We start from the raw sequence: 23,327 nt of genomic DNA on the forward strand, positions 1-23,327 counted from the left end.
GGACCGCCCTCACCCGTCTCGCTTCGCTCGCCACCCTCTCCCGCAAGCGGGAGAGGGGCTGCTTGTCAGGGTTGGATTGAGTGCCAGCCCCAGTCGAGCCACGGGCCGAGCGCTTCGATGTCCGCTGCGTCCACGGTCGCGCCGCACCAGACGCGCAGCCCGGCCGGGGCGTCGCGGTGGCCGGCGATATCGTAGGCGGCGTCTTCCGCTTCGAGCCTGGCGGCGAGTTTCTTGACCAGCGCCAGCCGGCCCTCCTCGTCCACCCCTGCAACCGCGTCGTCGGCGAACTTCAGGCAGACGCTGGTGGTCGAGCGGATCGCCGGATCGGCGACGAGATGATCCAGCCAGGGCAGCGCCTCGACGACGCGGTCCAATGCCTCGGCATTCGCAAGCGACCGCTCGATCAGCGCCTCGAGGCCGCCCAATTCCTTCGCCCATTCGAGCGCGAAGATATAATCCTCGATCACCAGCATCGACGGCGTGTTGATCGTCTCGCCCTGGAAGATGCCCTCGTTGAGCTTGCCGCTTTTGGTCATGCGGAAGATCTTGGGCAGCGGCCAGGCGGGCGTGTGGCTTTCCAGCCGCTCGACTGCGCGCGGGCCCAGGATCAGCACGCCGTGCGCCGCTTCTCCGCCCAGCACCTTCTGGAAGCTGAAGGTGGTGACGTCCAATTTGTCGAACGGCAGCGGCATCGCGAAGGCGGCGCTGGTCGCATCGGCGAAGGTCAGGCCTTCGCGGTCCGCCGGAATCCAGTCGCCGTCGGGCACGCGCACGCCGGAGGTGGTGCCGTTCCAGGTGAAGATCACGTCGTTCGAGAAGTCGACCGCGGAGAGGTCCGGCAGCGCGCCATAGGGCGCCTTCATCACCGTGGGGTCGAGCTTCAGCTGCTTGACGGCATCGGTGACCCAACCTTCACCAAAGCTTTCCCAGGCGAGCAACGTGACCGGGCGTGCGCCCAGCATCGACCACATCGCCATCTCGACCGCGCCGGTGTCCGATGCGGGGACGATGCCGATGCGGTGGGTGTCGGGCACCTGCAGCACTTCGCGGGTCAGGTCGATCGCGTGTTGCAGCCGGCTCTTGCCGAGCTTCGATCGGTGCGAGCGGCCGAGCGATCCGTGCGGCAGCCGTTCGAGCGCCCAGCCTGGGGGCTTGGCGCAGGGTCCGGATGAAAAATAGGGGCGCGCCGGCTTTTCGGCGGGGCGGTCCGGACGCAATTCGGGCGCCGGTTCAGTAAGCAGTCCACTCATCTAACTCTCCTTGCAGAGAGCACGCGCCGCGTTGGGACGGCGTGGCCCGCCGACGGAATTAGCGGCGGTGGGAGCGATGTCAATGCGGCCGAAGGACCGGACGACTCGCGAATCTGCTCCAGATTAATGTCATTTGAGTCCCCACGTCGGCCGATCATGTGTATGGTTAACGCAACAACAAAACAGGCACGGGAGTCGCGAACTCGAAGCAAGGGGGTTCCGATGAAGAATGCTCTCCTCTACGGCGCCGTGGCACTCGCCACGTTCGCATCGGCCGGCGCGGCCAGAGCAGCCACGATCATCCACAACAATGGCGCGCCCTATACCTACAAGGTGCACGCCAACAGCGCGGGATCGGGCAATTCGCTGGTTCTGCACACAAAGCAGATCCAGAGCTTCGTGACCGTTTCATCGACCGACATGATCGATGTCGGCAACGGCGACGGCGAAGCGCAGGTGAACGGCGTGGGCAGGTTCGACTTCGCCGACGTGACGATCAATCCGGACCTCAATTTCTCGATTATGCAATTCAAGGTCGACGGCCCGAACGGCAACACGCCGGGCCATGATTTCGATATCCTCGTCACCTTTGTCGGTGGCGCGACGCAAACCTTCTCGAACGTCCTGCTTCCGGCGAACGACAAGCTCGATATCGTCGCGGGGCTGGGCGAGGTGATGGACAAGATCACCTTCTCCGACATGCGGAGCGCTGCCGGGGCTTCGCAGGACTTCCGCGCGCTGAAGCAGATCTCATTCGAAGCGGCTCCCGCGGTGCCGGAGCCGGCGACATGGGCGATGATGCTGGGCGGCTTTGGCGTGCTTGGCGCCGCGGCGCGACGTCGGCGCATGGTGCGCACCCTCGCCTGACCAATTCATCTGCCTGGGGGTGGGAAAGGGCGTCCGTCGGGCGCCCTTTTTCATTACTGTCTAGAAACAAGACAGGTTTAACCGCGTTTCGCGCTCGTGGAGCTGCGAATAAGCTGGTAGACTCTCGGCAAGGCGAATGGTGCGGCGCTGCTGCCGCAGGAATTCGATTTGGGGGTATTCATGGTTCGTCGTTTTGCATTTTCCGTCGCGGCCGTGACGTGCCTGGCCGCAATTGGCGCTCCCGCCGCTGCCAGGCGGCATCCGGCACCCGCGCCAAGCTCATCGCCACCGCTCTGCAGCATGGCTGATATCGGGCTGACGACGGGATCGTGCAGCGGCTTCTTCCAGGGCAATCTGCTCGGCGGCGATTCGGCCAAGGTCAACGCCCAGTTCACCGCGCTTAGCGCGTTCAATTACTCCTGGGACAAGATCTGGACCACGGTCGACGCGACCAAGGTCTCGCCCGGTGACATCAGAACGCTGACGTATATGCAGCCGCTCTACGGCGAAACCGTGATCGGCATCCATTTCGGCGCGGCCGTGGGCGCCGGGGCGAACGGGATCGGCGTGCCCGGTGGCGGCACCGCCTTCTACCGCTTCGACGCGGGCGTGGCGGGGATCCAGCAACTGGCGCTGAAATACCAAGGTCTGTCCTCTGCGGTCATCTACAAGACCGGTACCTTCACGCCGCCGCCTTCGGTGCCGGAGCCGGCGACCTGGGCGATGATGATCGGCGGCTTCGGCCTGCTCGGCACCGCCGTGCGCCGGCGGCGGCGGACGGGAGCGGCTGCGGCATAGTCTCGGCCTGAACCTGGTCCGGTCCGCCGCGTTTCGACTCGCGACCGCCACGGCTCGCCGCGAAGGCGATTCTCGCGAGAGCCGGCTTGCGCCATGCTTTCCCGATGGGGCGGGAACGGGCAATCGTGGCGGCATGTTTGGGACTGGCCGCCTGCACCGGCGGCGTTCCCGAGCGGCGCGCGCCGGCACCCCAGCCGCCCAATCGGCTGACGATCGATTCGCCCCAAACGCGGGTCTGCCTCGCCAATCTCGGCCAGCTCGCGCGCTTCCAGACGTTGCCGGACCGGGATTACGGCGACGGCTGCTACATCTTCGCGAGCGTGAAGCTGAGCGACGCCGGCGTCCCTGTCGCGAATCTCGGGGCGATGACCTGTTCGCTCGCGGCAACCTTCACGGCCTGGGTGCGCAACGGCGTGATGCCGGCCGCGCGCCTGTATCTCGGCACGGAGCTGGCGCGGGTCGAGACGTTCGGCAGCTATTCGTGCCGCAACATCAACGGCCGGCAGAGCGGCAACCGGTCCGAGCACGCCACTGCCAATGCCGTGGACGTGAGCGGCTTCGTGCTGGCGGACGGCCGCCGGATCACGATCAAGCAGGACTGGGATTCGTCCGACCCGGCGGTGAAGAGTTTCCTGGCGGCGATCCACACATCGGCCTGCCGCCGCTTCAAGACGGTGCTGAGCCCCGAATACAACGCGTTGCACGCCGATCACTTCCATCTCGATATGGGCCGCGGCCCGTTCTGCCGGTGATTGCTCGTTAAGTATGTTGGGCCTAAGCCCGGCCGCTTATGACCGATACCCGAGTACCCGCCCGCGTCTTCCCCAATGCCCAGGACGAGGCCGAAGCCGCCAAGAACCTGACGCAGACGCCGCAGACCATGCACCCGGCCTATCGGCTGGCGTTCCAGGACACCGACTTCCTGTTGCGCGAGGATTTGCGGCCGGTCCGCTTCCAGCTCGAGCTGCTGAAGCCCGAGCTGCTGCTGGACGAAGCGCAGATCGGATCGACGTTCGTCTTCTATGGCTCGGCGCGGATTCCGGAGCCCGCCAAGGCCGAGCTGCTGCGCGAAGCGGCGACCGACGATTTCGGACGGCTGGTGGCCGAGCGGCTGATCGCGAAATCGCATTATTACGACGTCGCGCGCGAGCTCGCCCACCTGGCCAGCAATTGTCCGCGCGACCTGGAAGGGCAGCGGCATTTCGTCGTCTGCTCGGGCGGCGGTCCGTCGATCATGGAGGCGGCCAACCGCGGCGCGGAAGATGCGGGCGCGGAATCGATCGGCCTCAACATCATGCTGCCGCACGAACAGACGCCGAATCCGTACGTGACGCCGTCGCTCAGCATGCAATTCCACTATTTCGCACTCAGGAAGATGCACTTCCTGCTGCGCGCGCGGGCCGTCGCCGTGTTCCCCGGCGGCTTCGGCACGTTCGACGAGACATTCGAGCTGCTGACGCTGATCCAGACCGGCAAGGTCTCGCCGATCCCGGTGCTGATGTACGGCCGCGAATTCTGGGAGCGCGTCGTCAATTTCGAGGCGCTCGCGGAGGAAGGCGTGATCAGCCGCAAGGATCTCGGCCTGTTCCAGTTTGTGGAGACCGCCCAGGAAGGCTGGGATTATGTCCGCAAATGGTGGCGCGACCGGCCGCTCGCTGCGTAGGACTCAACGCTTGGGCGGCTGATCGTCGCGCGTATCGGCGGCGCTGTTGTCCGGATTTCGAACCGGCGGATTGTTCGCGTGCTGCAGTTCAGTGATCGTGGCCGGATCGGGTGCCGGCGGCCGCGCCGAAGGGGTCGGCGTGGCGCTGGGCGAAGGTGACACGGACGGTGTGGGCGTTGGAGTAGGCGTCGGAGACGGCGTGGTCTGACAGGCGGCGCTGCCGGCCAGCGCAATCACTATGATGCCGAAAACAGGCGTGCGCATGCGTCTGCTCCTTTGGTCAAGGAACGTGCGGCGCCGCGAATCTCTCCGTCAGCCGCACTGCGCGCGGTGGAGCAGCTTCTGGTCAGCCAGGACGAGCGCCATCATCGCTTCGACCACCGGCGCGCCGCGAATGCCGACGCAGGGGTCGTGGCGGCCCTTGGTCGCGATCTCAGCCGTCTCGCCTGAGCGCGTGATCGTCTCGACCGGGGTCAGAATGGAACTGGTCGGCTTGAACGCGACGCGCAGCCGCACCGGCTGGCCAGTGGAGATGCCGCCGGCAATCCCGCCCGCGTGGTTCGACAGAAAATGGGGACTGTCCCTATTTTCGGAGGGGCGCATCCGGTCGGCATTCTCTTCGCCCCGCAGCCGGGCCGCTGCGAAGCCGTCGCCGATCTCGACGCCTTTGACGGCGTTGATCGACATCGCCGCGGCGGCGAGTTCGCTGTCCAGCTTCGCATAAAGCGGTGCGCCCCAGCCCGCGGGCACGCCGTTCGCTTCGCAGGTGACGATCGCGCCCAGCGACGAGCCCGCCTTGCGCGCATTGTCGATCAGCTTTTCCCACCGCTCGGCGGCGGCGGCATCGGGGCAGAAGAACGGGTTGCGATCGATCTCGGCCGCATCGAGCGCCTCGGCCGCGTCCCCGCCGACTTCGCTCACCCACGCCCGGATCGAGACTTCCGGGATCACCAGCCGCGCGACCGCGCCCGCCGCGACCCGCGCCGCTGTCTCGCGTGCCGAGGATCGCCCGCCCCCGCGATAGTCGCGAAACCCGTACTTAGCGTCATAGGCGTAATCGGCGTGGCCCGGCCGATATGCCTGCGCGACCTCCGAATAGTCCTTCGATCGCTGGTCGACATTGTCGATGACCAGGCTGATCGGCGTGCCGGTCGTCCGCCCCTCGAACACGCCGGACAGGATGCGGACCTGGTCCGGTTCCTGCCGCTGCGTCGTAAAGCGGGACTGGCCCGGTCGCCGCTTGTCGAGCCAGGGCTGGATATCGGCTTCGCTTAAGCTCAGCCCCGGCGGGCAGCCGTCGATCACCGCCCCGATCGCCGGCCCATGGCTTTCCCCCCAGGTGGTGAACCGGAAAACGCGGCCGAAGCTGTTCCAGCTCATCAGACCAGCGCGATGTCGGGCGCGTCGATCTGCTTCATGCCGACAAGGTGATAGCCGGCGTCGACGTGGTGCGTTTCGCCCGTGACGCCGGCGGCCAGGTCGCTCAGCAAGTAGAGCGCGGAGCCGCCGACATCCTCGATCGTGACGTTTCGGCGCAGCGGCGAATTCAACTCGTTCCATTTCAGGATGTAGCGGAAATCGCCGATGCCGGAGGCGGCGAGCGTCTTGATCGGGCCGGCGGAGATACCGTTCACGCGGATGCCGTCCGGGCCGAAATCGTTCGCCAGATATTTGACGCTCGTTTCCAGCGCCGATTTGGCGATGCCCATGACATTGTAATGCGGGACGACCTTTTCGGCGCCGTAATAGGACAATGTCAGCAACGCGCCGCCGCGCGACATCATCTTCGCCGCCCGCTGCGCGACCGCGGTGAAGCTGTAGACGCTGATGTTCATCGTCATCAGGAAGTCGTCGAGGCCGACATCGCAATAGCGGCCGCGGAGCGCTTCCTTGTTGGTGTAGCCGATGGCATGGACGACGAAGTCGATCGTCGGCCAGCGTGCCGCCAGCGCCTCGAACGTGCGGTCCAGCGCCGCCATGTCCGACACGTCGCAATCGAGCAGGAAGTCGGAGCCGAGCTCGGCCGCCAGCGGGCGTACGCGTTTCTCGAGCGCCTCGCCCTGGTAGCTGAAGGCGAGCTCGGCGCCGGATTCGCGCAGCTTTTTCGAAATGCCCCAGGCGAGGGACCGCTCGTTGGCGAGGCCCATGATCAGGCCGCGCTTGCCCTTCATCAATTCGTTCACGTGACCCCTTCCTCCGGGCTTGGATCGCGCCCCTTTAGCGCGCTCTCAGGAACCACCGCTAGTGCGGCGTTCAGATGCGCTCCAAAGACCAGGCCGAGACCGATCGTGAAAAAGTAGATGAGCGTGATCGTCACGCCGGCAAGACCGCCATAGGTCAGGTCGTAATTGCTGAACAGGCTGAGCACCGGCGGCAGCAGCGAGGTGACGACCAGCCACCAGACCGCGACGAACAGCGGCCCCGGCCACTTCCGGCAGTCGGTCCCGCGATAGCGGCGCGGGGTCATCACCAGGAACAGCAGATACAACGCGCCGAAAATGAACAGGCCGGGAATCAGTTTCGACGCGTTGATGATCAGCAGCAGCGTTTCGTCCGCGAACGGGAACAGCCGCGTGATGCCCTGCTCCAGTGCGGTCAGCAACGCCTGCAGCACGAACGAGAACAGCACCAGCACGACCGACCCGATCACGGTCGCGGTGTAGCGCAGCCGGGCGCGCCAGAACGGCGCCTGGCTGCGCACGCCATAGGCGCGGTAGATGATGTCCTTGATCGTGGCGATGAAGCCGCCCGCGCTCCACAATCCGCCGAGCGCGCCCAGCCACAACAGCGTGCCGGACCGCGCGAGCAGCACGTCGTTGATCGGCTTTTGCAGCACGTCGGCGACATTGCGGGGCACCTGCGACAGGAACTCGGAGACGGCGCGCGCGGTGGTCGCGCCTTGCCCGAACGCATGGGCGAGCGCGGCGACGACGATGAAGAATGGAAAAAGGGTCAGCAGCGTCAGATAGGCGATATTCCCGGCGTGGCTGAAGCCGTCGTTCCACACGCCCGACAGGGCACGGTGCAGGATTTCCCGAAAGCGCGAGCCCGGCCCGAGGCGCTTCAGCGTCTCGTCCACCTTCGCATGGGCCTTGATCAGCCGCCGCCGCCGCGCCTCCGGACTTTGCGGAGCCGGGCCCTCGACCTGGAATTCTGTTTCGGCGTCGACCACCGGGCCTAGACGCCCAGCCCCGCGCGTGGGTTGCGCTCACCCGGGGTCCAGCTTTCGACGAAGGAGCGCAGCGCCGCATCGTCTGCGGGCACGTCGATCATCAGCGTGACGAGCTGATCGCCGCGCTCGCCGGCCTTGCGGTGAAAGCCCTTGCCCTTCAGGCGCAGCACCCGGCCGGAGCTGGAACCCGCGGGCACGTTCAGCATCACCGGCCCGTCGACCGTCGGCACCTTGACCTTGCCGCCCTGGACCGCCTCCGTCAGCGTCACCGGCAGGTCGAGCAGCACATTGTCGCCGTCGCGCTTGAAGAAGCGGTGTGGCTGGATGTCGATGGTGACGATCGCGTCGCCGGGCCCGCCGGGCCCCGGCTCGCCCTTGCCGGCCAGCCGCATCTGGGTGCCGGTTTCGGTGCCCGCGCGCAACTTAAGGTCAATCGTCTTGCCGTCTGCCAGCGTGATTCGCTGCGGCTTCAGAGTGGCCGCATCCTCGAACGACACGCGCAGCCGATAGGCGGCGTCGGCGCCGCGCGGCGGGGGCGCGGAGCGACGGCCGAAGCCGGACGTGAAGCCGCCGCCCGAGCGCCCGAACAGCCCTTCGAAAATATCGCCGAAATCGGACGCTTCGGTGCCGAAATCGAAGCCGGAGGCGCCGCCCGCGGTGCGGTAGGTCCCGCCCGCGCCGCGTCCGGCGCCAAAGCCGAATGGCGCCGTCGGATTGCCGTCGGCGTCGATCTCGCCCCGGTCGAACTGCGCGCGCTTGTCCTTATCGGTCAGCAGGTCATAGGCGGCCGTGACTTGCGAAAAACGCTCGGCCGCCTTGGGATTGTCCTGGTTGCGATCGGGGTGCAGTTCCTTGGCGAGCTTGCGATATGCCTTCTTGATATCGGCCTCGCTCGCGCCGCGAGCTACGCCCAGCACGGAATACGGATCGGCGGCCATCGAAATTCCTGTTTGCCTTCGTCGTTCTGCATAGTCCGATGTTGCATTCCTGCAACACGGGATTTGGGGAATCGGCCGGCAAGGTGCAAGGTGACCGCATATCCGCCCACGCGGTGGACCAGGAGAGGAGTGTCATGTGCCGACGATCCGCAATGCGATGCTGCTGGGGGCCGCCTTTGCCATGACCGGCGCCGCCAGCCCGCCGGCATCCCTGTCCGGCGTCTGGGGTGCGCGAGGCGCGATCCTGACGGTTGGCGTTGACGGCGCGCGCCTCGAACAGGACTGCGCCAGCGGCAGCTTCGGCCCGGTGCGCGTCGACGCGCATGGCCGGTTCAAGGCGACGGGTCGGTTCGAAACCTTTCAGCCGGGTCCCCAGCGCGCCGACATGGATGAAGCGCCGGGCGGAGGCGGCGGTAATGCGCGCTTCGACGGCGTCGTCGAGGGGAACACGATGCGGCTGACCGTGCATCCGGCCGGCGCCCCGGCGCAGGATCTGACGCTAACCAGGGGCATGCGCGTCAAGCTGATCCGCTGCTACTGACAAAAAAAGGGCGGGGCCGCAGCCCCGCCAAACGTGTCGTCCGAAAAGATCAGGCGTAGCTGATCGTCGGCCTGCGCGTGCGGCGCATGCCGAACCCGACGAAGCCGAAGCCCAGCATCATCATCGCCCAGGTTGCCGGTTCCGGCACCGAGATCTGGGAAATGACCGTGTTCCACCGGCCCGAATTCGGCGGCGCATTGCCGCCCCTCAGCCCGGGATATTCCTGGAACAGCCAGAATGTGCCGGTCAGCTGGTCCCACTGGACATCCGAATAGTCGCCCCAGCGATTGCGGTCGCCCCCCAGGGTCAGGACATAGCCCGGATCAAGGCCCTCCATGACCGTCAGTCGATTGCCGCAATGGGTCGACAGTGCCACCGAATCGAACGTGCAGACATTCGCATAGGCCGTGATCGCGTGGTCCGGGCCCGAGCCCGTATAGGCCAATGCGAAATATTTGCCGGTCGAATCGGGCGTGATCGACGAGTGGGTGAAATCCATGTTCGGGTCTTCGATATTGCCCTGCGCCACCACCAGGTTCGTCGTCGCATCGATGATCTCGTACGCGATCCCGTTGAAGTGTGTCGGCGCCCCGAACTGGCCGTCGCCATAGGTGTGGGTGACGTAGATATAATTCCCCACCTGGTGGACGTCGTTCGAAATGCGGTCACCGCCGCCGTCGAGCGGTGGTGAGACCAGCACCGGCTGCCGGCTGCCCCGCGTGTCGCCATCGTAAAGAATCGCCGTCGCGCCCTCGGGAGTCAGGCCGACGACGCGGCCGTTGCCGTTGAAGGCGAGTTGCGAAATATTCTCCTGATTGTAGGCGACGGCGGAAATGGCGACCAGCTTTTGCGTGCCGTTGGACGGACCGTCATTGTTGACGCCCTGGACCGCAAATCCGAACAGCGCCGGGTCGAGCCCCTCGAGCCGGGTCATGTTGGCGAGCGACGGCGCATTCTGCAGCAGGTCCGCCTTCGGAATCGAGAAGATCGAGACGCTCTGCAGACTATGATCGTCGAAGTCGTTGGTCGTGATCGTCAGCGCGTCACGCGTCAGGCCCAGCGTCGGGAAATCGCCGAACAGGCTCTGGCTGGTGTTGAACTTCACCGCGTTGAAGCCGTCCAGCGGATTGCTGGTCTTCGACACGAACACATAGATCGGATTGTTCGGCGTGCTGCTCACGCCTTGCTGACCGGGAACCGGATTGCCGTCGGGGCCGAGCAGGACGTTGTGAAGCTCGGCGCCTTCCGACTCGCCATCCTCACCTAGCTTGGGGAAATCGCGCCCATTGGAAGGAGCCATCGTTCCTCCCGGCGGTCCGACGGATTCCATCACGCCGAAGAAGCGCTTGCTGTTGGGATCATATTTCAGGCGAGGATCGAACGGGCTGTTCTGGAAACTGACGGGAACGCCCGCGGCCGAAATAAACTGGTCGGTTCGCTGGTAGCTCAGTCGATTCCCCGAGCGATCGAAAATCGCGACACCGCCATTCACGACCTGCATCACGTGCGTGTTCGAGACGGCGCCGGCCATGTCGGGCGGCGTGGTCCCGAATCCGTTTGAGGCGGTGATGAAATCGCGCAAGCTGACGCCGTCGAACTTCTGGAGGATCGTGGCGGCGGCCGAAGGCGAAGCGCCGAGGACAGAAACCGCGGCAGCCGAAAGCAATGCTGTTCCGAACTTGACCATGATTGAACCCCCTTCCGGCAGGCAAGCAGCAACGGAGAGGGCGTTTGGTTGTCAGCTGAAGGAAGCCCCCCTTCCGCTACGCAAACCCACATCGACTCGGGACGAGCCGAGCAACGAGTTCATACCTTGGCGCGAAACGAGTCAATCCGGCCTGTGCCGGAGCGGGATGACGCGTCTTGATTCGGGACGAAAAAGGGGCGGGCGAAGCATCGCTCCACCCGCCCGACGGACTTTTCAGAGGAGCGCGATCAGACGAAGCTGACCCGGGCCTTCTGCGAACGGCGCATGGCGAAACCGACCATGCCAAAGCCCGCGATCATCATCGCCCAGGTCGCCGGTTCCGGAACCGGGGCGAGCGCCGCGTTCAGGAAGCTGACTTCCGCGATCCAGGTGCCCCAGCGCGAGAAGCCGCTGCCGCCCGGATGTCCGTTCGCCGGCGTGTTGGCCTCGCGCGCGAACTGGCCGATCAGCCAGAATTTGTCCGGATCGGTCGGGTCGAGCGTGACCTGGCTGTAATCGCCCCAACGCTGCCGGCCGGCCGGCACCCCGGACGCTTCCGGATTGCCGTTCAGATAGCGATCGGTCAGGCTCTGCTTGATCAGCAGCTCGTTGCCCATCTGCTGCAGGTGGCCGGTCGCCGTCGTCTTGAACGTCCGCGCCATCACGCTGACCTTGCCGTCGCTGCCTTTGGCGGGGCCGCCGGACCGATTGTAGCTGATCACCACCTGGCCCTGGCTGTTGACCGCCAGCGATCCCTGGAAATAATCGAAGCCGCCGCCGGTGATCTCGCCCTGGTCGAGGATCGCATTGGTCGCGGAATCGATCACATAGTAGCGGATCTGGTCGAGATCGGTGCCCGCCTTCATCACCTCCTGCAGGCCATAGATCTTGCCGTTCACCTCGTAGACGCTGCTGCTCACGCGATCATCGAGCGCATCGATGTTGCGCAGCCCGCTTGGCTGGTGCGCCGGGCAGATATTGCCGCCGCACAGGCCGGTGTAGCTGCCGGTGGCAAGGTCGGTGATCGCGGACCTTGTATCGGCTCCGGTGCCGGCGTTCAGGATGTCGTACCGCTGCACGCCATAGTCGGTCGCCGACACGGTGAAGATGTGTCCGGTGCTCGAGCCATCATTCTTGCTGACGCCCTGGATCGCGAAGCCGGCGAACGAATCCGGTTGGCCGGCCGTGTTGAAGAAGTTCTGGAATTTGACGCGGTTTGTCGCATCCGGCCCGGTTGCGGCGAACACATCCGCGAGCGGAATGACGTTCAACGTCGTGCCGCGGAACGTCTGCGGGCCCGCCGCGGTGGACGCGGCAAAGTTGTTGGTGCCGATATAGACCGCGTTGTTGTCGAACCCGAGCGTCGGATAGTCGGCCACCGGCCTGAACAGCCCGGCCTGGCTATAGCCTTCGAACACGGTCGATTTCCAGCTTCCAGTCGCGTCCGCAGTGTCGGACACGCCGATCTGGATGTCCTTGCCGTTGGCACCGAAGCCGGTCGCGATCCAGCGTCCCATCTGCGCGTTGAAGCGGATGCGCGGATCGCCGCCGGTCGCCTGGCCGCCGGCCTTGGTGATCCAAAAATTGCTGTCGAGCATCGATTGCACCTTGGTGCCGGTCGCCTTGTCGTAGACCGCGAAGCCGCCGTTGATCAGTTCGACGAATTGGGTCGGGCCGACGGCGCCCATCGTGTCCGGCGGGATCAGGCCGACGCCGAATTGCCGCACGTCGTAATCGCTCAGGCCCTCGAAGCTCAGCAACACCGGAGCGCCCGGCGAGAATGTGGGCCCGGCAGCGGTGCCGGAGTTCAGATTGCTGTCGATAAAGGTGCCGGCGTCATCCTCCAGTTCCTGGTACCAGGGCTTCAAAGTCTGGGCGGAAACGGACGCGGCGGAACACAGCAGCAGCGCAGAGGCTGCTAGCGCAGCAGAGCGTATTGTCATGACAAAACCCCCTTCCCCTTCACAGCGAAGCTGTGGCGGATGGGGGCGGACCGTAAACCGAAGGGTGCCCCCTTCCGTTACGCAACCTCGTTTCGACTCGAAATGAGCCGAACCCCGAATTCGAACCTTATCCGAAACGGAGTCAATTGATCTGTGTGGGAAAGACCGACGTGTTTTTCGGACACGGGACATGAAAAGGGCGGGTGAAGCATCGCTCCACCCGCCCCAGAGCTTTTCAGAGGATCGCGATCAGGCGAAGCTGAGCTTCACATTCTGCGAACGGCGCATGGCGAAGCCGACCATGCCGAAGCCCGCGATCATCATCGCCCAGGTCGCCGGTTCCGGAACCGCGGTGGTGTCGATCCCCGCAATCCAGGTGCTCCAGCGCGAGCCGCCGGTGCCGCCCGGGTGACCGAACTGCGTCAGATTGTACTCGCGGGCGAACTCACCGATCAGCCAGAACTTGGTCGGATCGTTCGGGTCGAGCGAGACCTGCGAATAATCGCCCCAACGCTGACGACCGGCCGCCGCCTGGCCGTACAGGCTGCCATTATGGTAGTCGTTGGTCAGGCTTTCCTTCAGCATCAGCTCGCCGCTGGCCTGGTACAGATGGCCATTGCCGTCCGTGCGGAACACGCGTCCCATGAACGCAATCTTGCCGTCCGTGCCCGAACCGGACCGGTTGTAGCCGATCACGACTTCGCCGTTCGCGTTGACCGCCAGCGAGCCCTGGTAATAGTCGTGGCTGCTGTCACCGATGTTGATTTCATCGATGGTGGCATTGGTCGCCGCGTCCGTCACCAGGATACGCACATGGGCGTGGTCCGTGGTCGTCAGGACATTGCCCTGGGCGTCGAAGGTGGCCGGATCGACGGTGTACAGCGAGTAGATCTTGCCGTTCGATTCGTAGACGCTGCTGCTGACGCGTTCATCGAGCGTGTCGATGATCCGCCCGTTGGCCGCGATGTCCGTCGGCTGACGGCCCGGACCCGCATTCACGAAGCCGCTCTCGTTGAAATAGGTGACAGCGCTCCGGCTGGAGCCGGTGGCGTCGGTCGAGCTCAGCCCGGTCACGTCATACGTCATGGTGTTGTAGTAATAGAGCGACGTGCTGACGACCTTGCCGGTGCTGCCGGCCGAGCTGCTGTTGACGCCCTGGATCGCGTAGCCGCGGTCCTCACCCGATGCCAACGTCGTCGTGAACTGCTTCATGTTGGCGGTGGTGGGCCCGGTCGCATTGAACAGGCTATCCAGCGGGATCACGTTGAGCGTGGTGCCGCGGAAGCTGTTCGAGCCGGTCGCCGAGGCCTTCGCGAAGTTGTTCGTGCCGATATAGACCGCGTTCTTGTCGAGCGCGAGCGTCGGATAGTCGGCAGTCGCGCCGAAGCCGAACCCGGCATAGCCTTCGAACTTGGTCGACTTCCAACCGCCGAGCGCGTTGTCGGTATCCGACACCGCGATCTGCAGATCCTTGGTGTTCGCGCCGAACGCGACCATGATGTAGCGATGGGCGTCCGCGTTATACATGATGCGGGTGTCGCCATTCGCACCGGTCTGGCCGGCGCCCGCCCAGAAAGCGGTGTCCGACATGATCCCCAGCCGGTTGCCGGTGGCCTTGTCATAGACGCTGTACGAGCCGTTGGTCGTCACCACATATTGCGATCCGCCGACGGTGCCCATCGTGTCGGGCGGAATGAAGTTGCGGGCCAGCGTCGCATTGTCGAACTGCGTGCTGCCTTCGAAGCCGATGAACACGGCGGAGCCCGGCGCGTTCAGCTGCGGGCTCAGCCGCGTGCCGCTATCGGTCAGATCGCCCGGAATCTGAATTGTCGGGCCCTGGACGCCCTTGGTCGCCCACCAGGCGTGCTTGATTTCCTGCGCCGAAGCAGCAGTTCCGCAGAGCAGCGCGACAGCAGCCGCACTGAGTGCGGTTACACCCATTTTTGACATGACTTCCCCTTCCCAATCGGGGAGCGATACGCACGGCGAACGGCCGAACCCCCTCACCCCCTGAAGCGACTCATGACGAGCCGCCCCGCAGTTCAGACGCGCCGATTGAGCTTGTCAATTGAGGTTGTTGAAATATTAACCAAATTACGGCCCGTTTCGAGACACTTACTAAGCAGGTTAAGAATGGGCGTCTCGGATTCGGACGCTTAAGGCGCGTCACGCCGCGGCGCGCTCTCCCGCGGTCGTGAACAGGGCGGTCAGCCAGTCACGGAACAGCCGCACTGCCCTGCTTTCCAGCGCGCGGGGCCGGCAGGCGAACCAATAGCTGTAGGGGCTGTCGACCTGCACATCGAACAGCCGCACCAGCCGGTCGTCATGGGCATTCTCGAAGTGGCTCTCGTGCATGAACGCGACGCCCAGCCCCTGCGCCGCCGCTTCGAGGATCAGCTGGCCCGAATCGAAGTGATCGATCGCCAGCGGCTCCAGTCCCGCGATCCCCAGCGCCTGGCAAAAGGCCTCGAAGGTTTCCGGCATATCGCGGTGCAGGAACACCGTCGTTCGCGCCAGGTCGGCCGGCCGGGTGATCGCGCCGGGACCTTTCGCCAGGCTTTTCGCGGCAATCGCGAGCACCCGGTTGCGATCGAGCCGGCAGGCATAGAGCGCCGGATCGATGTCGCGCGCCAGCACGATCGCCGCGTCCAGCCCGTCGCCGAGCCGCGCGAGCGCGTGGCCGCCGGTGTCGATATCCAGGTGCAGCTCCGGATGCAGCGCGCGCAGCTCGGCGAGATGCGGAAAGATCTGTTGCGACGCGAACAGCGGCAGCACGCCCAGCCGCAGGCGCAGCACATTGCCTTCGGTGGTCAGGTCCTCGATCGCATCGGTCAGGCCGTTGATGTGCGGCGCAATCGCGTCCAGCAGCTTCTCGCCATCGCCATTCAGCCGCATCGCTCCCGGCGCGCGGTCGAACAGCGCGCGTCCCAGGAACCGCTCCAGCGCCTGGATGCGCCGGCTCAGCGCAGGGGAGGACAGCGCGAGTTCTTCGGCCGCGATCTTGATCGAGCCCAGACGGGCAACCTGCACAAAAGCCTCGATGGCGGTCAGCGGCGGCAAGCGGCGCAAGGTTTCAGCTCCTCATTGTGCATTGCAGCAGCTTCTTATGAGCCGATCGGCAACGCAGTTCCTGAAAGCACTTAGAGCAGATCGGTTGCGTTTCGTGCAACAACCCTTTTGCCGTTCGCACTTGCAACATAATCTGCTGCGCTGCACATGGGGCGGGCCTTTCAGGCATCCTCTCCTATAAACTTTGCAGGGCCGGCCTTTCGGGGTCGGCCCATTTTTTTGTGCCCGCCCTCGCAACGATCGGACCCGCCACCTAGTTAAACGCCTCAACCGGAGGTGAGCGATGGCGGACAGCGAAGATCAGGTGCGGCGGGTGCAGGTCGCCAATGCCCGGCCGGAAGACAGCGGTCGCGGCCTGGCGCGAATCCCGCGCGCGCTGATGACGGCGCTGGGCCTGCAGGAAGGCGATGTCGTCGAGATCACCGGCAAGCGCGTGACCCCGGCGCGTGCGGTGCTGCCCTATTCCGAAGACGAAGGGCTGGAGATCATCCGCCTCGACGGCCTGCAGCGGGCCAATGCCGGCGTCGGATCGGGCGATTTCGTCGAGCTGCGCAAGGTCGAATCGCGCCCGGCGACGCGGGTGGTCTTTGCGCCGGCGCAGCAGAATCTGCGCCTTCAGGGCAGCAGCGCGGCGCTGAAGCGGAGCTTTTACGGCCGGCCGCTGACCGCCGGCGACGTGGTTGCGACCGCAGGGCAGCAGCGCGTGCAGCAGGGCGACATGCCGCCCCAGCTCCGGCAGATGCTGGCCGCGCCTGCTTATGCGCTGCAGGAAATTCGCCTCGTGGTCGTGTCGTCGACCCCGAAGGGCGTCGTGCACATCGACGAGAATACCGAGGTGGAGCTGCGTCCCGAATATGAGGAGCCGCAGAACCGTCGCGCCGACGTCACCTATGACGACATCGGCGGACTCGCCGGCGCGATCGACCAACTGCGCGAGATGGTCGAGCTTCCCTTGCGCTATCCCGAGCTGTTCCAGCGCCTCGGCGTCGATCCGCCCAAGGGGGTGCTGCTCCATGGCCCGCCCGGCACTGGCAAGACGCGGCTGGCGCGCGCGGTCGCGAACGAGAGCGATGCCGAATTCTTCCTGATCAACGGCCCCGAGATCATGGGCTCTGCCTATGGCGAAAGCGAAAAGGCGCTGAGGGAAATCTTCGAGCAGGCAACCCAAAACGCCCCCTCGATCATCTTCATCGACGAGATCGACTCGATCGCGCCGAAGCGCGGGCAAGTGACCGGCGAGGCTGAAAAGCGGCTGGTGGCGCAGCTGCTGACGCTGATGGACGGGCTGGAGCCGCGCGCGAACCTGGTCGTGATCGCGGCGACCAACCGGCCTGAGGCGATCGATGAGGCGCTGCGCCGGCCGGGGCGCTTCGACCGTGAGATCGTCATCGGCGTGCCCGACGAACGCGGGCGGCGGGAAATCCTTGCGATCCACACGCGCGGCATGCCGCTCGACAGCGGCGTCGACCTCGATGAGCTGGCGCGCACGACCTACGGCTTCGTCGGCGCCGACCTCGGTGCGCTCGCTCGCGAGGCGGCGATCGAGGCTGTGCGGCGGATCATGCCCCGGTTGAACCTGGAAGAGCGGACGATCCCGCCGGAGGTGCTCGACACCCTGTCCGTAGTGCGGGACGATTTCCTGGAAGCGCTGAAGCGCGTCCAGCCGTCGGCGATGCGCGAAGTGATGGTCCAGAAGCCGAATGTGCGCTGGGAGGATGTCGGCGGGCTGGACGAGGCGCGCGAGCGTCTGCGCGAAGGCGTCGAGCTTCCCCTGAAAAATCCCGACGCGTTCCGCCGGCTTGGTATCCGCCCGGCCAAGGGATTCCTACTCTATGGCCCGCCCGGCACCGGCAAGACCTTGCTGGCAAAAGCGGTCGCGCGCGAGGCGGAGGCGAACTTCATCGCCACCAAATCGTCGGACCTGCTCAGCAAATGGTACGGCGAGAGCGAGCAGCAGATCGCGCGGCTGTTCGCCCGGGCCCGGCAGGTGGCGCCGACGGTCATCTTCTTCGATGAGCTCGACAGCCTCGTCCCCATGCGCGGCGGCGGGCTGGGCGAGCCGCAGGTGACGGAGCGGGTCGTCAACACGATTCTCGCGGAGATGGACGGGCTGGAGGAGCTGCAATCCGTCGTCGTGATCGGCGCGACCAACCGGCCGAACCTTATCGACCCGGCGCTGCTGCGGCCCGGTCGGTTCGACGAGCTGGTCTATGTCTCGGTGCCCGATCAGGCCGGGCGCGAGCGCATCCTGGAAGTGCACACGGCGAAGATGCCGCTCGCGAGCGATGTCGATCTCGGCTCAATCGCGGCGCGGACCGAGCGCTTCACCGGGGCCGATCTCGAGGACCTGGTCCGGCGCGCGGGCCTGTCGGCGCTGCGCGAATCGCTCGGCAACGAGAGCGTGACGATGGCGCATTTCGAAAAGGCGCTGGGCGATACCCGCGCGTCCGTCACGCCCGAGATGGAGCGCGACTACGAACAGATCGCGGCGAACATTAAACAGGATGCGCTGTCGCTGCAGCCGATCGGCTTCATCGCGCCCGGCATGCTCACGCCGCGCGGGCCGAAGGGCGGGGACTGAGATCCCCGCCCGCTCGGGGCTAGACGGAACGGCGGCCGGTGAAGAGCTGGATCAGCCCGACGATGATCGCGAGCACCAGCAGGATGTGAATGAGCCCGCCGGCGATGTGAAAGGCGAAAAACCCGAGCAGCCACAGCACGAGCAGGATGATGGCGATCGTCCAAAGCATGTCTTTTCTCCCGAACGGCCGCCCCAGCGCGGCGCTCGGGCGCAAGAACGCTCGCGAAACGAATCGCGTTCCGGTCGCGATTTGCCGCGCCTGCTCAAACTCGATAGCATTCGACAAAACGAGGGTCGCGTTCACCCATTGACGGGAGTTCGCAAATGTCTCGCCATTCCCTGCTCCAGGCTGCGCTGATCCTGTTCGGCGTGGTGTTCTGCCTGGTTTATCCGCTCGCGATGGTCTGGCCGTCGGGCTGGGCCTGGCACGAAGGGCCACCCGCGAGCTCGCAATATTTCATGATGATCGTCGGCATTTACGCGACCTTGGGCGTGTTCCTGATCCGCGCCGCGCGCGACCCGGCCGCGCATCGTTCGCTGATCGAGTTCACGATCTGGTCGAGCCTGGTCCACGCGCTGATCATGACTGCCCAGTCGTTCGGCGCGCCCGGCCATATGGGGCACATGCTGGGAGACGTGCCCGCGTTGTTGCTGGTCACCCTCGTCCTCGGCGTGCTGCTATACGGAGATCGCCGCGCGGCCATGGCCTGAGCCGGGTCAGCGGTCGAACGCTGCTCGCATCGGGCGGGATCCTTACTCTCGCCTCAGCAGGTCCAGCGTCATCCGGTCGCGCATGCCCTGGTAAAAGCCATCCAGCACGGCCGCGAAGGCAGCCGGGTCGTCGGCGACTGCTTCGAACAGGGTCATCGACGATCTGAGCTTCAGCGCGTCGATGCTGCCCAGGATTGCCTCGGCAGCGGCGCCGCGGTGACGCAGCAGCGCCGCGCAGCACGCACGCAGCCTGGGGCCGAGCAGCGGATGCGCGAGATAGGCCCGCGCCTCGTCTGCCGATCGGATGCCGAAGAACCGCGCGGTCTCGCTGCGGCCAAGCCCGGCGAGCTGGGGAAAGATGAACCACATCCAGTGCCTCCGCTTCCGTCCCGCCTCAAGCTCCGCCAGCGCATCGGTGTAGCTGGCGGCCTGCGCCACAACGAAGCGCTCGAGGTCGAAGGGATCGGACGCGCCGGGCATCGGCCCGTCCTTCACGCAAAACGCGCGCCCGGCAAGGGCCGGACGCGCGGGAAAACCAACGGGCCTTGCGGCGCGTTACTTGATCTTGGCTTCCTTGAACTCGACGTGCTTGCGCGCGACCGGGTCGTATTTGCGGAACGACAGCTTTTCGGTCTGGGTGCGCGGGTTCTTCTTGGTCACGTAGAAAAAGCCCGTGTCGGCGGAGCTGACGAGCTTGATCTTGACGGTGGTCGGCTTGGCCATGGCGGGGCTCTCTTCGAATGTCGCTAAACAAGAAAAGCGGCGTCGCCGCCGCTCTGTCAGCCGCGCCCCATGCGCGCTCCAACTTCATGAGTCAAGGCGGATGGCTTAACGGTGGTGCGACTTTGATGACGGAAGAACGCCATTCCGCGATGCTGGTATTGGATTTCACAGTAATTTGGCATCCAGCTTGCCGAGAGAGCCTCAAAGCCCCTGTTCCTAATCGAAGCCACGGACGCGTAGTGGTCCTATTGGGATCGACTCATGGCCCGTCACGGGATCAGGTTCGCGGTGGAAGAAATACGCTGGGCCTGGCTGAATCCAAGCAGCGCATCGCCTCTCGTGAAGAGGTTCTGGCATCCTTCCCGCCTCGTTTCATACGAGGGTGGACCTGTCTCGAGTTCGCCGTTGCAATTAGGCTCCAAATGCCGAACGTTCTTCGCCTTGGGGAATAGGGGGTCGTTATATAGATGCGTAGGTTAAGCTTCGTAGCTGCCGTTCTCGCGGTTGTTCTTTCATCCTGTAACAAGAGCGGCGGCGATGCTGCCTCCCTGTTTACCGGGATTGGACAGAAATCCGTTGGGCAACTGCTAAGAGACGGTGACGCCAAAGCTTGCGCTGACGCAGCGGTCCAGTCCCAATTGCGGGAAGCGATACAAGCACCGTTCGAAGCAAACCAGTCGATGTCCGCAGAGGAAATCCGTGCCGCTGTCTCGCAAGCCCCTCAAGTTAAATTCACTGACTTTCAGGCCACCGAGGTAAAGAAATCGATTGGGGAGGCTCACTGCGAGGTGAATGCCGCAGTGGCGGATAGCTCTGTCACAGTGCCGTTTGTTCTGAGGCAATCATTAGAAGACAATAGCGCGTTTTTGCTCAACGGCGACTTCGATCAAGCGATCTTAATGTGGCGCAACGTCGCCTTCGCCTCACTCGCGCGCCTCACGGAACAGCGCAATTTGCAGCGGGCACAAGCAGAAGGGAGTGAAGCCGCCGCACGGCGGCAAGCCGAAGAAGAACAGTGGGCGGCGAAAGATCCTGCGCGATGGGCATGTTGGCAGAGAGTCAAAGACTCCAATGATCAGAATGAGAAGAATGCCTGCCTGACTAAGACCGTGCAAAGTGCTTCCCCATACGACTATCCGGGTGCAGATCGACCGCCACAGGACGCGCCTAATCCGTCGCTCTTGCCCGCTAACGCTACGCAGCCTCGCTAAGGACACGCCGCCGATCAGCGCGAGTGAGGAGCGGGAGCTAAGCGATGGGACCATTCGAAACGGAGTTGCGGCGCTTCCACGCTTTGGATTGGCGGAGTTGCGTTCGGGCCTTGGATACTTCTCTCGCCATCGATCGCAGACATTCCTCCGGGCTAGAAATGTCACCGCCGTCAATAATTACCGGCGATCCATTCGCGCTCGAGCCGGGCAGGTGTATCCTAGTCGTCGGCATCAACCCTGGCTGGCCCAATGCCGAGATGCAAAAGACTGACTGCGTTCCTGCTCATCAAGCGTGGGAAAGCGGATTCGACGGATACAGGACTCATCGCAGGGTCTACTTCCAAGAGATGACGGGAGAGCCGGGCCGGACCAAGAACGCCGACCCTCGCTACAATGGGCGCCACTTCTCGCGGCTGGGGAACACGCTTGCGAGGGCGCTGGGTGTGGCACATGAGCATTGGGACGCCGGCGCGAACGCCCGCCAGTTTTTCCGACAGCGCGCGGCAATACTCGATTTAATCCCTTATTGGTCGCGCAACACTAAGAACCTTAACCTAGCGGCTGCGCTGCAAAAAGATTGCATTCGTCAATGGTGCGAAGTCGTTTCAGCCTTCATTCGAGAGAAGCGCCCCCAAATCATTGTCGTAAATAATCGGGGCGAGCCTGTCGTGATCAACGGGATGCTCGGGTGCGAGATTGCCCCGGTCGCCGGTGTCGGCTTGTTGGGTGGGCGTACTGGCGCTGACAATCTTGCTACTCCGGTGTTGGCGCATCCCTTCTTGAGCCGATGGCGAATTACGAGGCAGACCTACATCGAGCAGTTCACAGAAGCCTTGCGTATCCTCGGCGTGCCCCGTCCCATACTCGGGCCATGATCAACAGTTATGTGGCATGGTGACACTATCCGCCCCTGCGCCAATGTTCGACGGTGAGCAGGACGGCAGTCTGATGGAATCTGGTCGTCAGGCGTCGCTCTACTTGCTTGGCGCTGATGGCTGCGGGCGGTCGATCATGGCCGGCACGTCGCGAGAACAGGTCGGAAATGCCAGCTTTTGTGCACGATCGCGGTTGCTCATAGCGTGGCTTTTTCAGGCCGAGGTGCCCGGCCAACTCGAAACGGGCCGATGGCAGTTTCCAAAACCCGTGATTTCAAACTGAGGCACCACCGCCTTAACCCGGCCTTCACGGACCATGAATAGCGTGCCTGTAAAGGTCTGGAAGGGGCAGGCATGCAGCAGGACGGGATGCTCAAGGCGCGCGCGGAGCTGTGCGAGCGAATCGACGGGCTCAGGGCGGCAATCGCCAATGGCCCGATCGCGGGCCTGTGCGACAAGGCCTCGGACGTGCGCCACCTCGCCCAGCGCTATCAGCTGCGGCCGGTCGCCGATCTCGCCTGGAAGCTGGAGGGCCGGCTCGCGCGTGGCGAGCGGGGACCGAGCGTGATCGACATGCTGTCGCTGATGCGCGAGGCGAGCGAGAACGGCCGCGCAGCCCCGCACGCGGCGAGCCCTTCGGTCGCGGCCGCATCGGCCCGGGTGATGTAGGCCGCCGATCAGAGCGATCGCTATTATTGCAGGAGCCCGTCTCTTGCCGATCCGTTGTGAAGGGCTCATTTCCCCATCGCAACGAAGGAGGCAGGCATGGCGACGACGCCCACCGAGCTCAAGACCCCGACCGATCTGTCCGGCAATCGGACCAAGAGCGCAGCCGACGCGCTGAACGGCGTGCTCGCCGATGCCTTCGCGCTGTATCTGAAGACCAAGAATTTCCACTGGCACGTCTCGGGTCCGCATTTCCGCGATTATCATCTGATGCTCGACGAACAGGCGACGGAGATCATCACGGTCACCGACGACATCGCCGAGCGCGTGCGCAAGACCGGCAACACGACGCTCCGCTCGATCGGCGACGTCGCGCGCCGGCAGACCATCGCCGACAATGATCGCGATTATGTGCCGCCTGCCGAGATGCTGGCGGAGCTGCGCGAGGACAATCTGAAGCTGGTTCACCGCATCCGCGAAGCGCGCGAGGCGGCAGAAGCGGCCGGCGACACCGCAACCAGCTCCATGGCCGACGACTGGATCGACCAGGCCGAAAAACGTGCCTGGTTCCTGTTCGAAGCGAGCCGGAACGCCTGACGCGGCCTCTGGCTTAGACCGCCGGCCATCTTTAG

21 protein-coding genes and 3 pseudogenes are annotated in these 23,327 nt (G+C 64.7%); 11 read left to right on the top strand and 13 right to left on the bottom strand.

The genetic code is table 11. The features are described from left to right. Positions 1–65: 65 nt before the first annotated feature. Positions 66–1,250: a phosphoserine transaminase gene (locus SCH01S_RS11500; RefSeq protein WP_046348967.1), complete on the bottom strand. Its 1,185-nt coding sequence runs from the start codon at positions 1,248–1,250 to the stop codon at positions 66–68. Between the two features lie 222 nt (positions 1,251–1,472). Between SCH01S_RS11500 and SCH01S_RS15905 the strand changes: the two genes are divergently transcribed. The 4 genes and pseudogenes from SCH01S_RS15905 (at position 1,473) to SCH01S_RS11520 (ending at position 4,578) form a co-directional block, all read left to right on the top strand. Further along, positions 1,473–2,117: a PEPxxWA-CTERM sorting domain-containing protein gene (locus tag SCH01S_RS15905; RefSeq protein WP_052733916.1), complete on the top strand. Its 645-nt coding sequence runs from the start codon at positions 1,473–1,475 to the stop codon at positions 2,115–2,117. A gap of 699 nt (positions 2,118–2,816) precedes the next feature. Beyond that, positions 2,817–2,915 (top strand): annotated as a pseudogene (locus tag SCH01S_RS17485) (PEPxxWA-CTERM sorting domain-containing protein); the annotation flags it as partial. A gap of 104 nt (positions 2,916–3,019) precedes the next feature. Beyond that, entirely contained in the window at positions 3,020–3,667 is a 648-nt protein-coding gene (locus SCH01S_RS11515; protein WP_046348969.1) for an extensin-like domain-containing protein, read from the top strand. 38 nt (positions 3,668–3,705) lie between these two features. Then, positions 3,706–4,578: an LOG family protein gene (locus SCH01S_RS11520; protein WP_046348970.1), complete on the top strand. Its 873-nt coding sequence runs from the start codon at positions 3,706–3,708 to the stop codon at positions 4,576–4,578. A 3-nt stretch (positions 4,579–4,581) separates the two neighbouring features. Here SCH01S_RS11520 and SCH01S_RS16190 read toward each other — a convergent pair whose 3' ends face one another. From SCH01S_RS16190 to SCH01S_RS11540, 5 genes are read right to left on the bottom strand one after another with little or no spacing between them, the layout of a single operon-like run. Further along, positions 4,582–4,842: a hypothetical protein gene (locus SCH01S_RS16190; RefSeq protein WP_084689536.1), complete on the bottom strand. Its 261-nt coding sequence runs from the start codon at positions 4,840–4,842 to the stop codon at positions 4,582–4,584. A gap of 48 nt (positions 4,843–4,890) precedes the next feature. Beyond that, the gene (gene aroC, locus SCH01S_RS11525) at positions 4,891–5,958 is read right to left on the bottom strand and encodes a chorismate synthase (protein WP_046348971.1); all 1,068 of its coding nucleotides are present in this window, start codon (positions 5,956–5,958) and stop codon (positions 4,891–4,893) included. Beyond that, on the bottom strand, positions 5,958–6,761 hold the full coding sequence (gene fabI / locus SCH01S_RS11530) for an enoyl-ACP reductase FabI (RefSeq protein ID WP_046348972.1): 804 nt from the start codon (positions 6,759–6,761) through the stop codon (positions 5,958–5,960). The genes aroC and fabI overlap by 1 nt, the downstream gene beginning before the upstream one ends. Further along, positions 6,758–7,750 carry a YihY/virulence factor BrkB family protein gene (locus tag SCH01S_RS11535; RefSeq protein ID WP_052733917.1) on the bottom strand — a complete coding sequence of 331 codons (993 nt, stop codon included), beginning with the start codon at positions 7,748–7,750 and terminating at the stop codon, positions 6,758–6,760. Before SCH01S_RS11535 ends, fabI begins: the two co-directional genes overlap by 4 nt. Positions 7,751–7,755: 5 nt before the next feature. Continuing rightward, positions 7,756–8,688: a DnaJ C-terminal domain-containing protein gene (locus tag SCH01S_RS11540; protein WP_046348973.1), complete on the bottom strand. Its 933-nt coding sequence runs from the start codon at positions 8,686–8,688 to the stop codon at positions 7,756–7,758. A 136-nt stretch (positions 8,689–8,824) separates the two neighbouring features. Here SCH01S_RS11540 and SCH01S_RS11545 point away from each other — a divergent pair, with 136 nt between their 5' ends. Continuing rightward, positions 8,825–9,229 carry a hypothetical protein gene (locus tag SCH01S_RS11545; RefSeq protein WP_046348974.1) on the top strand — a complete coding sequence of 135 codons (405 nt, stop codon included), beginning with the start codon at positions 8,825–8,827 and terminating at the stop codon, positions 9,227–9,229. 49 nt (positions 9,230–9,278) lie between these two features. Here SCH01S_RS11545 and SCH01S_RS17490 read toward each other — a convergent pair. The 4 genes and pseudogenes from SCH01S_RS17490 to SCH01S_RS11565 all read right to left on the bottom strand — a co-directional run. Next, positions 9,279–9,392, bottom strand: a pseudogene (locus SCH01S_RS17490) (PEPxxWA-CTERM sorting domain-containing protein); the annotation flags it as partial. Positions 9,393–11,164: 1,772 nt separating this feature from the next. Then, positions 11,165–12,859: a PEPxxWA-CTERM sorting domain-containing protein gene (locus SCH01S_RS17495; protein ID WP_439645810.1), complete on the bottom strand. Its 1,695-nt coding sequence runs from the start codon at positions 12,857–12,859 to the stop codon at positions 11,165–11,167. Between the two features lie 249 nt (positions 12,860–13,108). Next, positions 13,109–13,216 (bottom strand): annotated as a pseudogene (locus SCH01S_RS17500) (PEPxxWA-CTERM sorting domain-containing protein); the annotation flags it as partial. Positions 13,217–15,025: 1,809 nt separating this feature from the next. After that, complete coding sequence (locus SCH01S_RS11565) at positions 15,026–15,928, bottom strand: LysR substrate-binding domain-containing protein (protein WP_046348978.1); 903 nt, start codon at positions 15,926–15,928, stop codon at positions 15,026–15,028. A gap of 283 nt (positions 15,929–16,211) precedes the next feature. On the opposite strand from SCH01S_RS11565, the gene SCH01S_RS11570 reads away from it, so the two are divergent. Continuing rightward, positions 16,212–18,509 (top strand): CDC48 family AAA ATPase, encoded by a 2,298-nt coding sequence (locus tag SCH01S_RS11570; protein ID WP_046348979.1) that lies wholly within the window; start codon positions 16,212–16,214, stop codon positions 18,507–18,509. 19 nt (positions 18,510–18,528) lie between these two features. Here SCH01S_RS11570 and SCH01S_RS16510 read toward each other — a convergent pair whose 3' ends face one another. Continuing rightward, the gene (locus SCH01S_RS16510; protein WP_157032905.1) at positions 18,529–18,678 is read right to left on the bottom strand and encodes a lmo0937 family membrane protein; all 150 of its coding nucleotides are present in this window, start codon (positions 18,676–18,678) and stop codon (positions 18,529–18,531) included. 155 nt (positions 18,679–18,833) lie between these two features. Between SCH01S_RS16510 and SCH01S_RS11580 the strand changes: the two genes are divergently transcribed. Further along, positions 18,834–19,220: a DUF6632 domain-containing protein gene (locus tag SCH01S_RS11580; protein ID WP_046348981.1), complete on the top strand. Its 387-nt coding sequence runs from the start codon at positions 18,834–18,836 to the stop codon at positions 19,218–19,220. A gap of 42 nt (positions 19,221–19,262) precedes the next feature. Here SCH01S_RS11580 and SCH01S_RS11585 read toward each other — a convergent pair whose 3' ends face one another. Together SCH01S_RS11585 and rpmG are read right to left on the bottom strand one after the other, a co-directional pair. Further along, on the bottom strand, positions 19,263–19,700 hold the full coding sequence (locus tag SCH01S_RS11585) for a DUF1810 domain-containing protein (RefSeq protein WP_046349076.1): 438 nt from the start codon (positions 19,698–19,700) through the stop codon (positions 19,263–19,265). A gap of 75 nt (positions 19,701–19,775) precedes the next feature. Further along, positions 19,776–19,943 (bottom strand): 50S ribosomal protein L33, encoded by a 168-nt coding sequence (gene rpmG / locus SCH01S_RS11590; RefSeq protein ID WP_046348982.1) that lies wholly within the window; start codon positions 19,941–19,943, stop codon positions 19,776–19,778. 467 nt (positions 19,944–20,410) lie between these two features. Here rpmG and SCH01S_RS16515 point away from each other — a divergent pair, with 467 nt between their 5' ends. The 4 genes from SCH01S_RS16515 (at position 20,411) to SCH01S_RS11605 (ending at position 23,292) form a co-directional block, all read left to right on the top strand. Beyond that, positions 20,411–21,154, top strand: a complete 744-nt coding sequence (locus SCH01S_RS16515; RefSeq protein WP_157032906.1) for a P-loop NTPase family protein — start codon at positions 20,411–20,413, stop codon at positions 21,152–21,154. Positions 21,155–21,264: 110 nt separating this feature from the next. Then, complete coding sequence (locus tag SCH01S_RS11595) at positions 21,265–22,029, top strand: hypothetical protein (protein WP_169746391.1); 765 nt, start codon at positions 21,265–21,267, stop codon at positions 22,027–22,029. 354 nt (positions 22,030–22,383) lie between these two features. After that, positions 22,384–22,698, top strand: coding sequence for a hypothetical protein (locus SCH01S_RS11600; protein ID WP_046348984.1), 315 nt, complete (start codon positions 22,384–22,386; stop codon positions 22,696–22,698). 96 nt (positions 22,699–22,794) lie between these two features. Continuing rightward, complete coding sequence (locus SCH01S_RS11605) at positions 22,795–23,292, top strand: Dps family protein (RefSeq protein ID WP_046348985.1); 498 nt, start codon at positions 22,795–22,797, stop codon at positions 23,290–23,292. Positions 23,293–23,327 lie beyond the last annotated feature (35 nt).

Origin of the sequence: Sphingomonas changbaiensis NBRC 104936, from assembly GCF_000974765.1 — a bacterium.
In the GTDB taxonomy this organism is placed as follows: domain Bacteria; phylum Pseudomonadota; class Alphaproteobacteria; order Sphingomonadales; family Sphingomonadaceae; genus Sphingomonas_B; species Sphingomonas_B changbaiensis.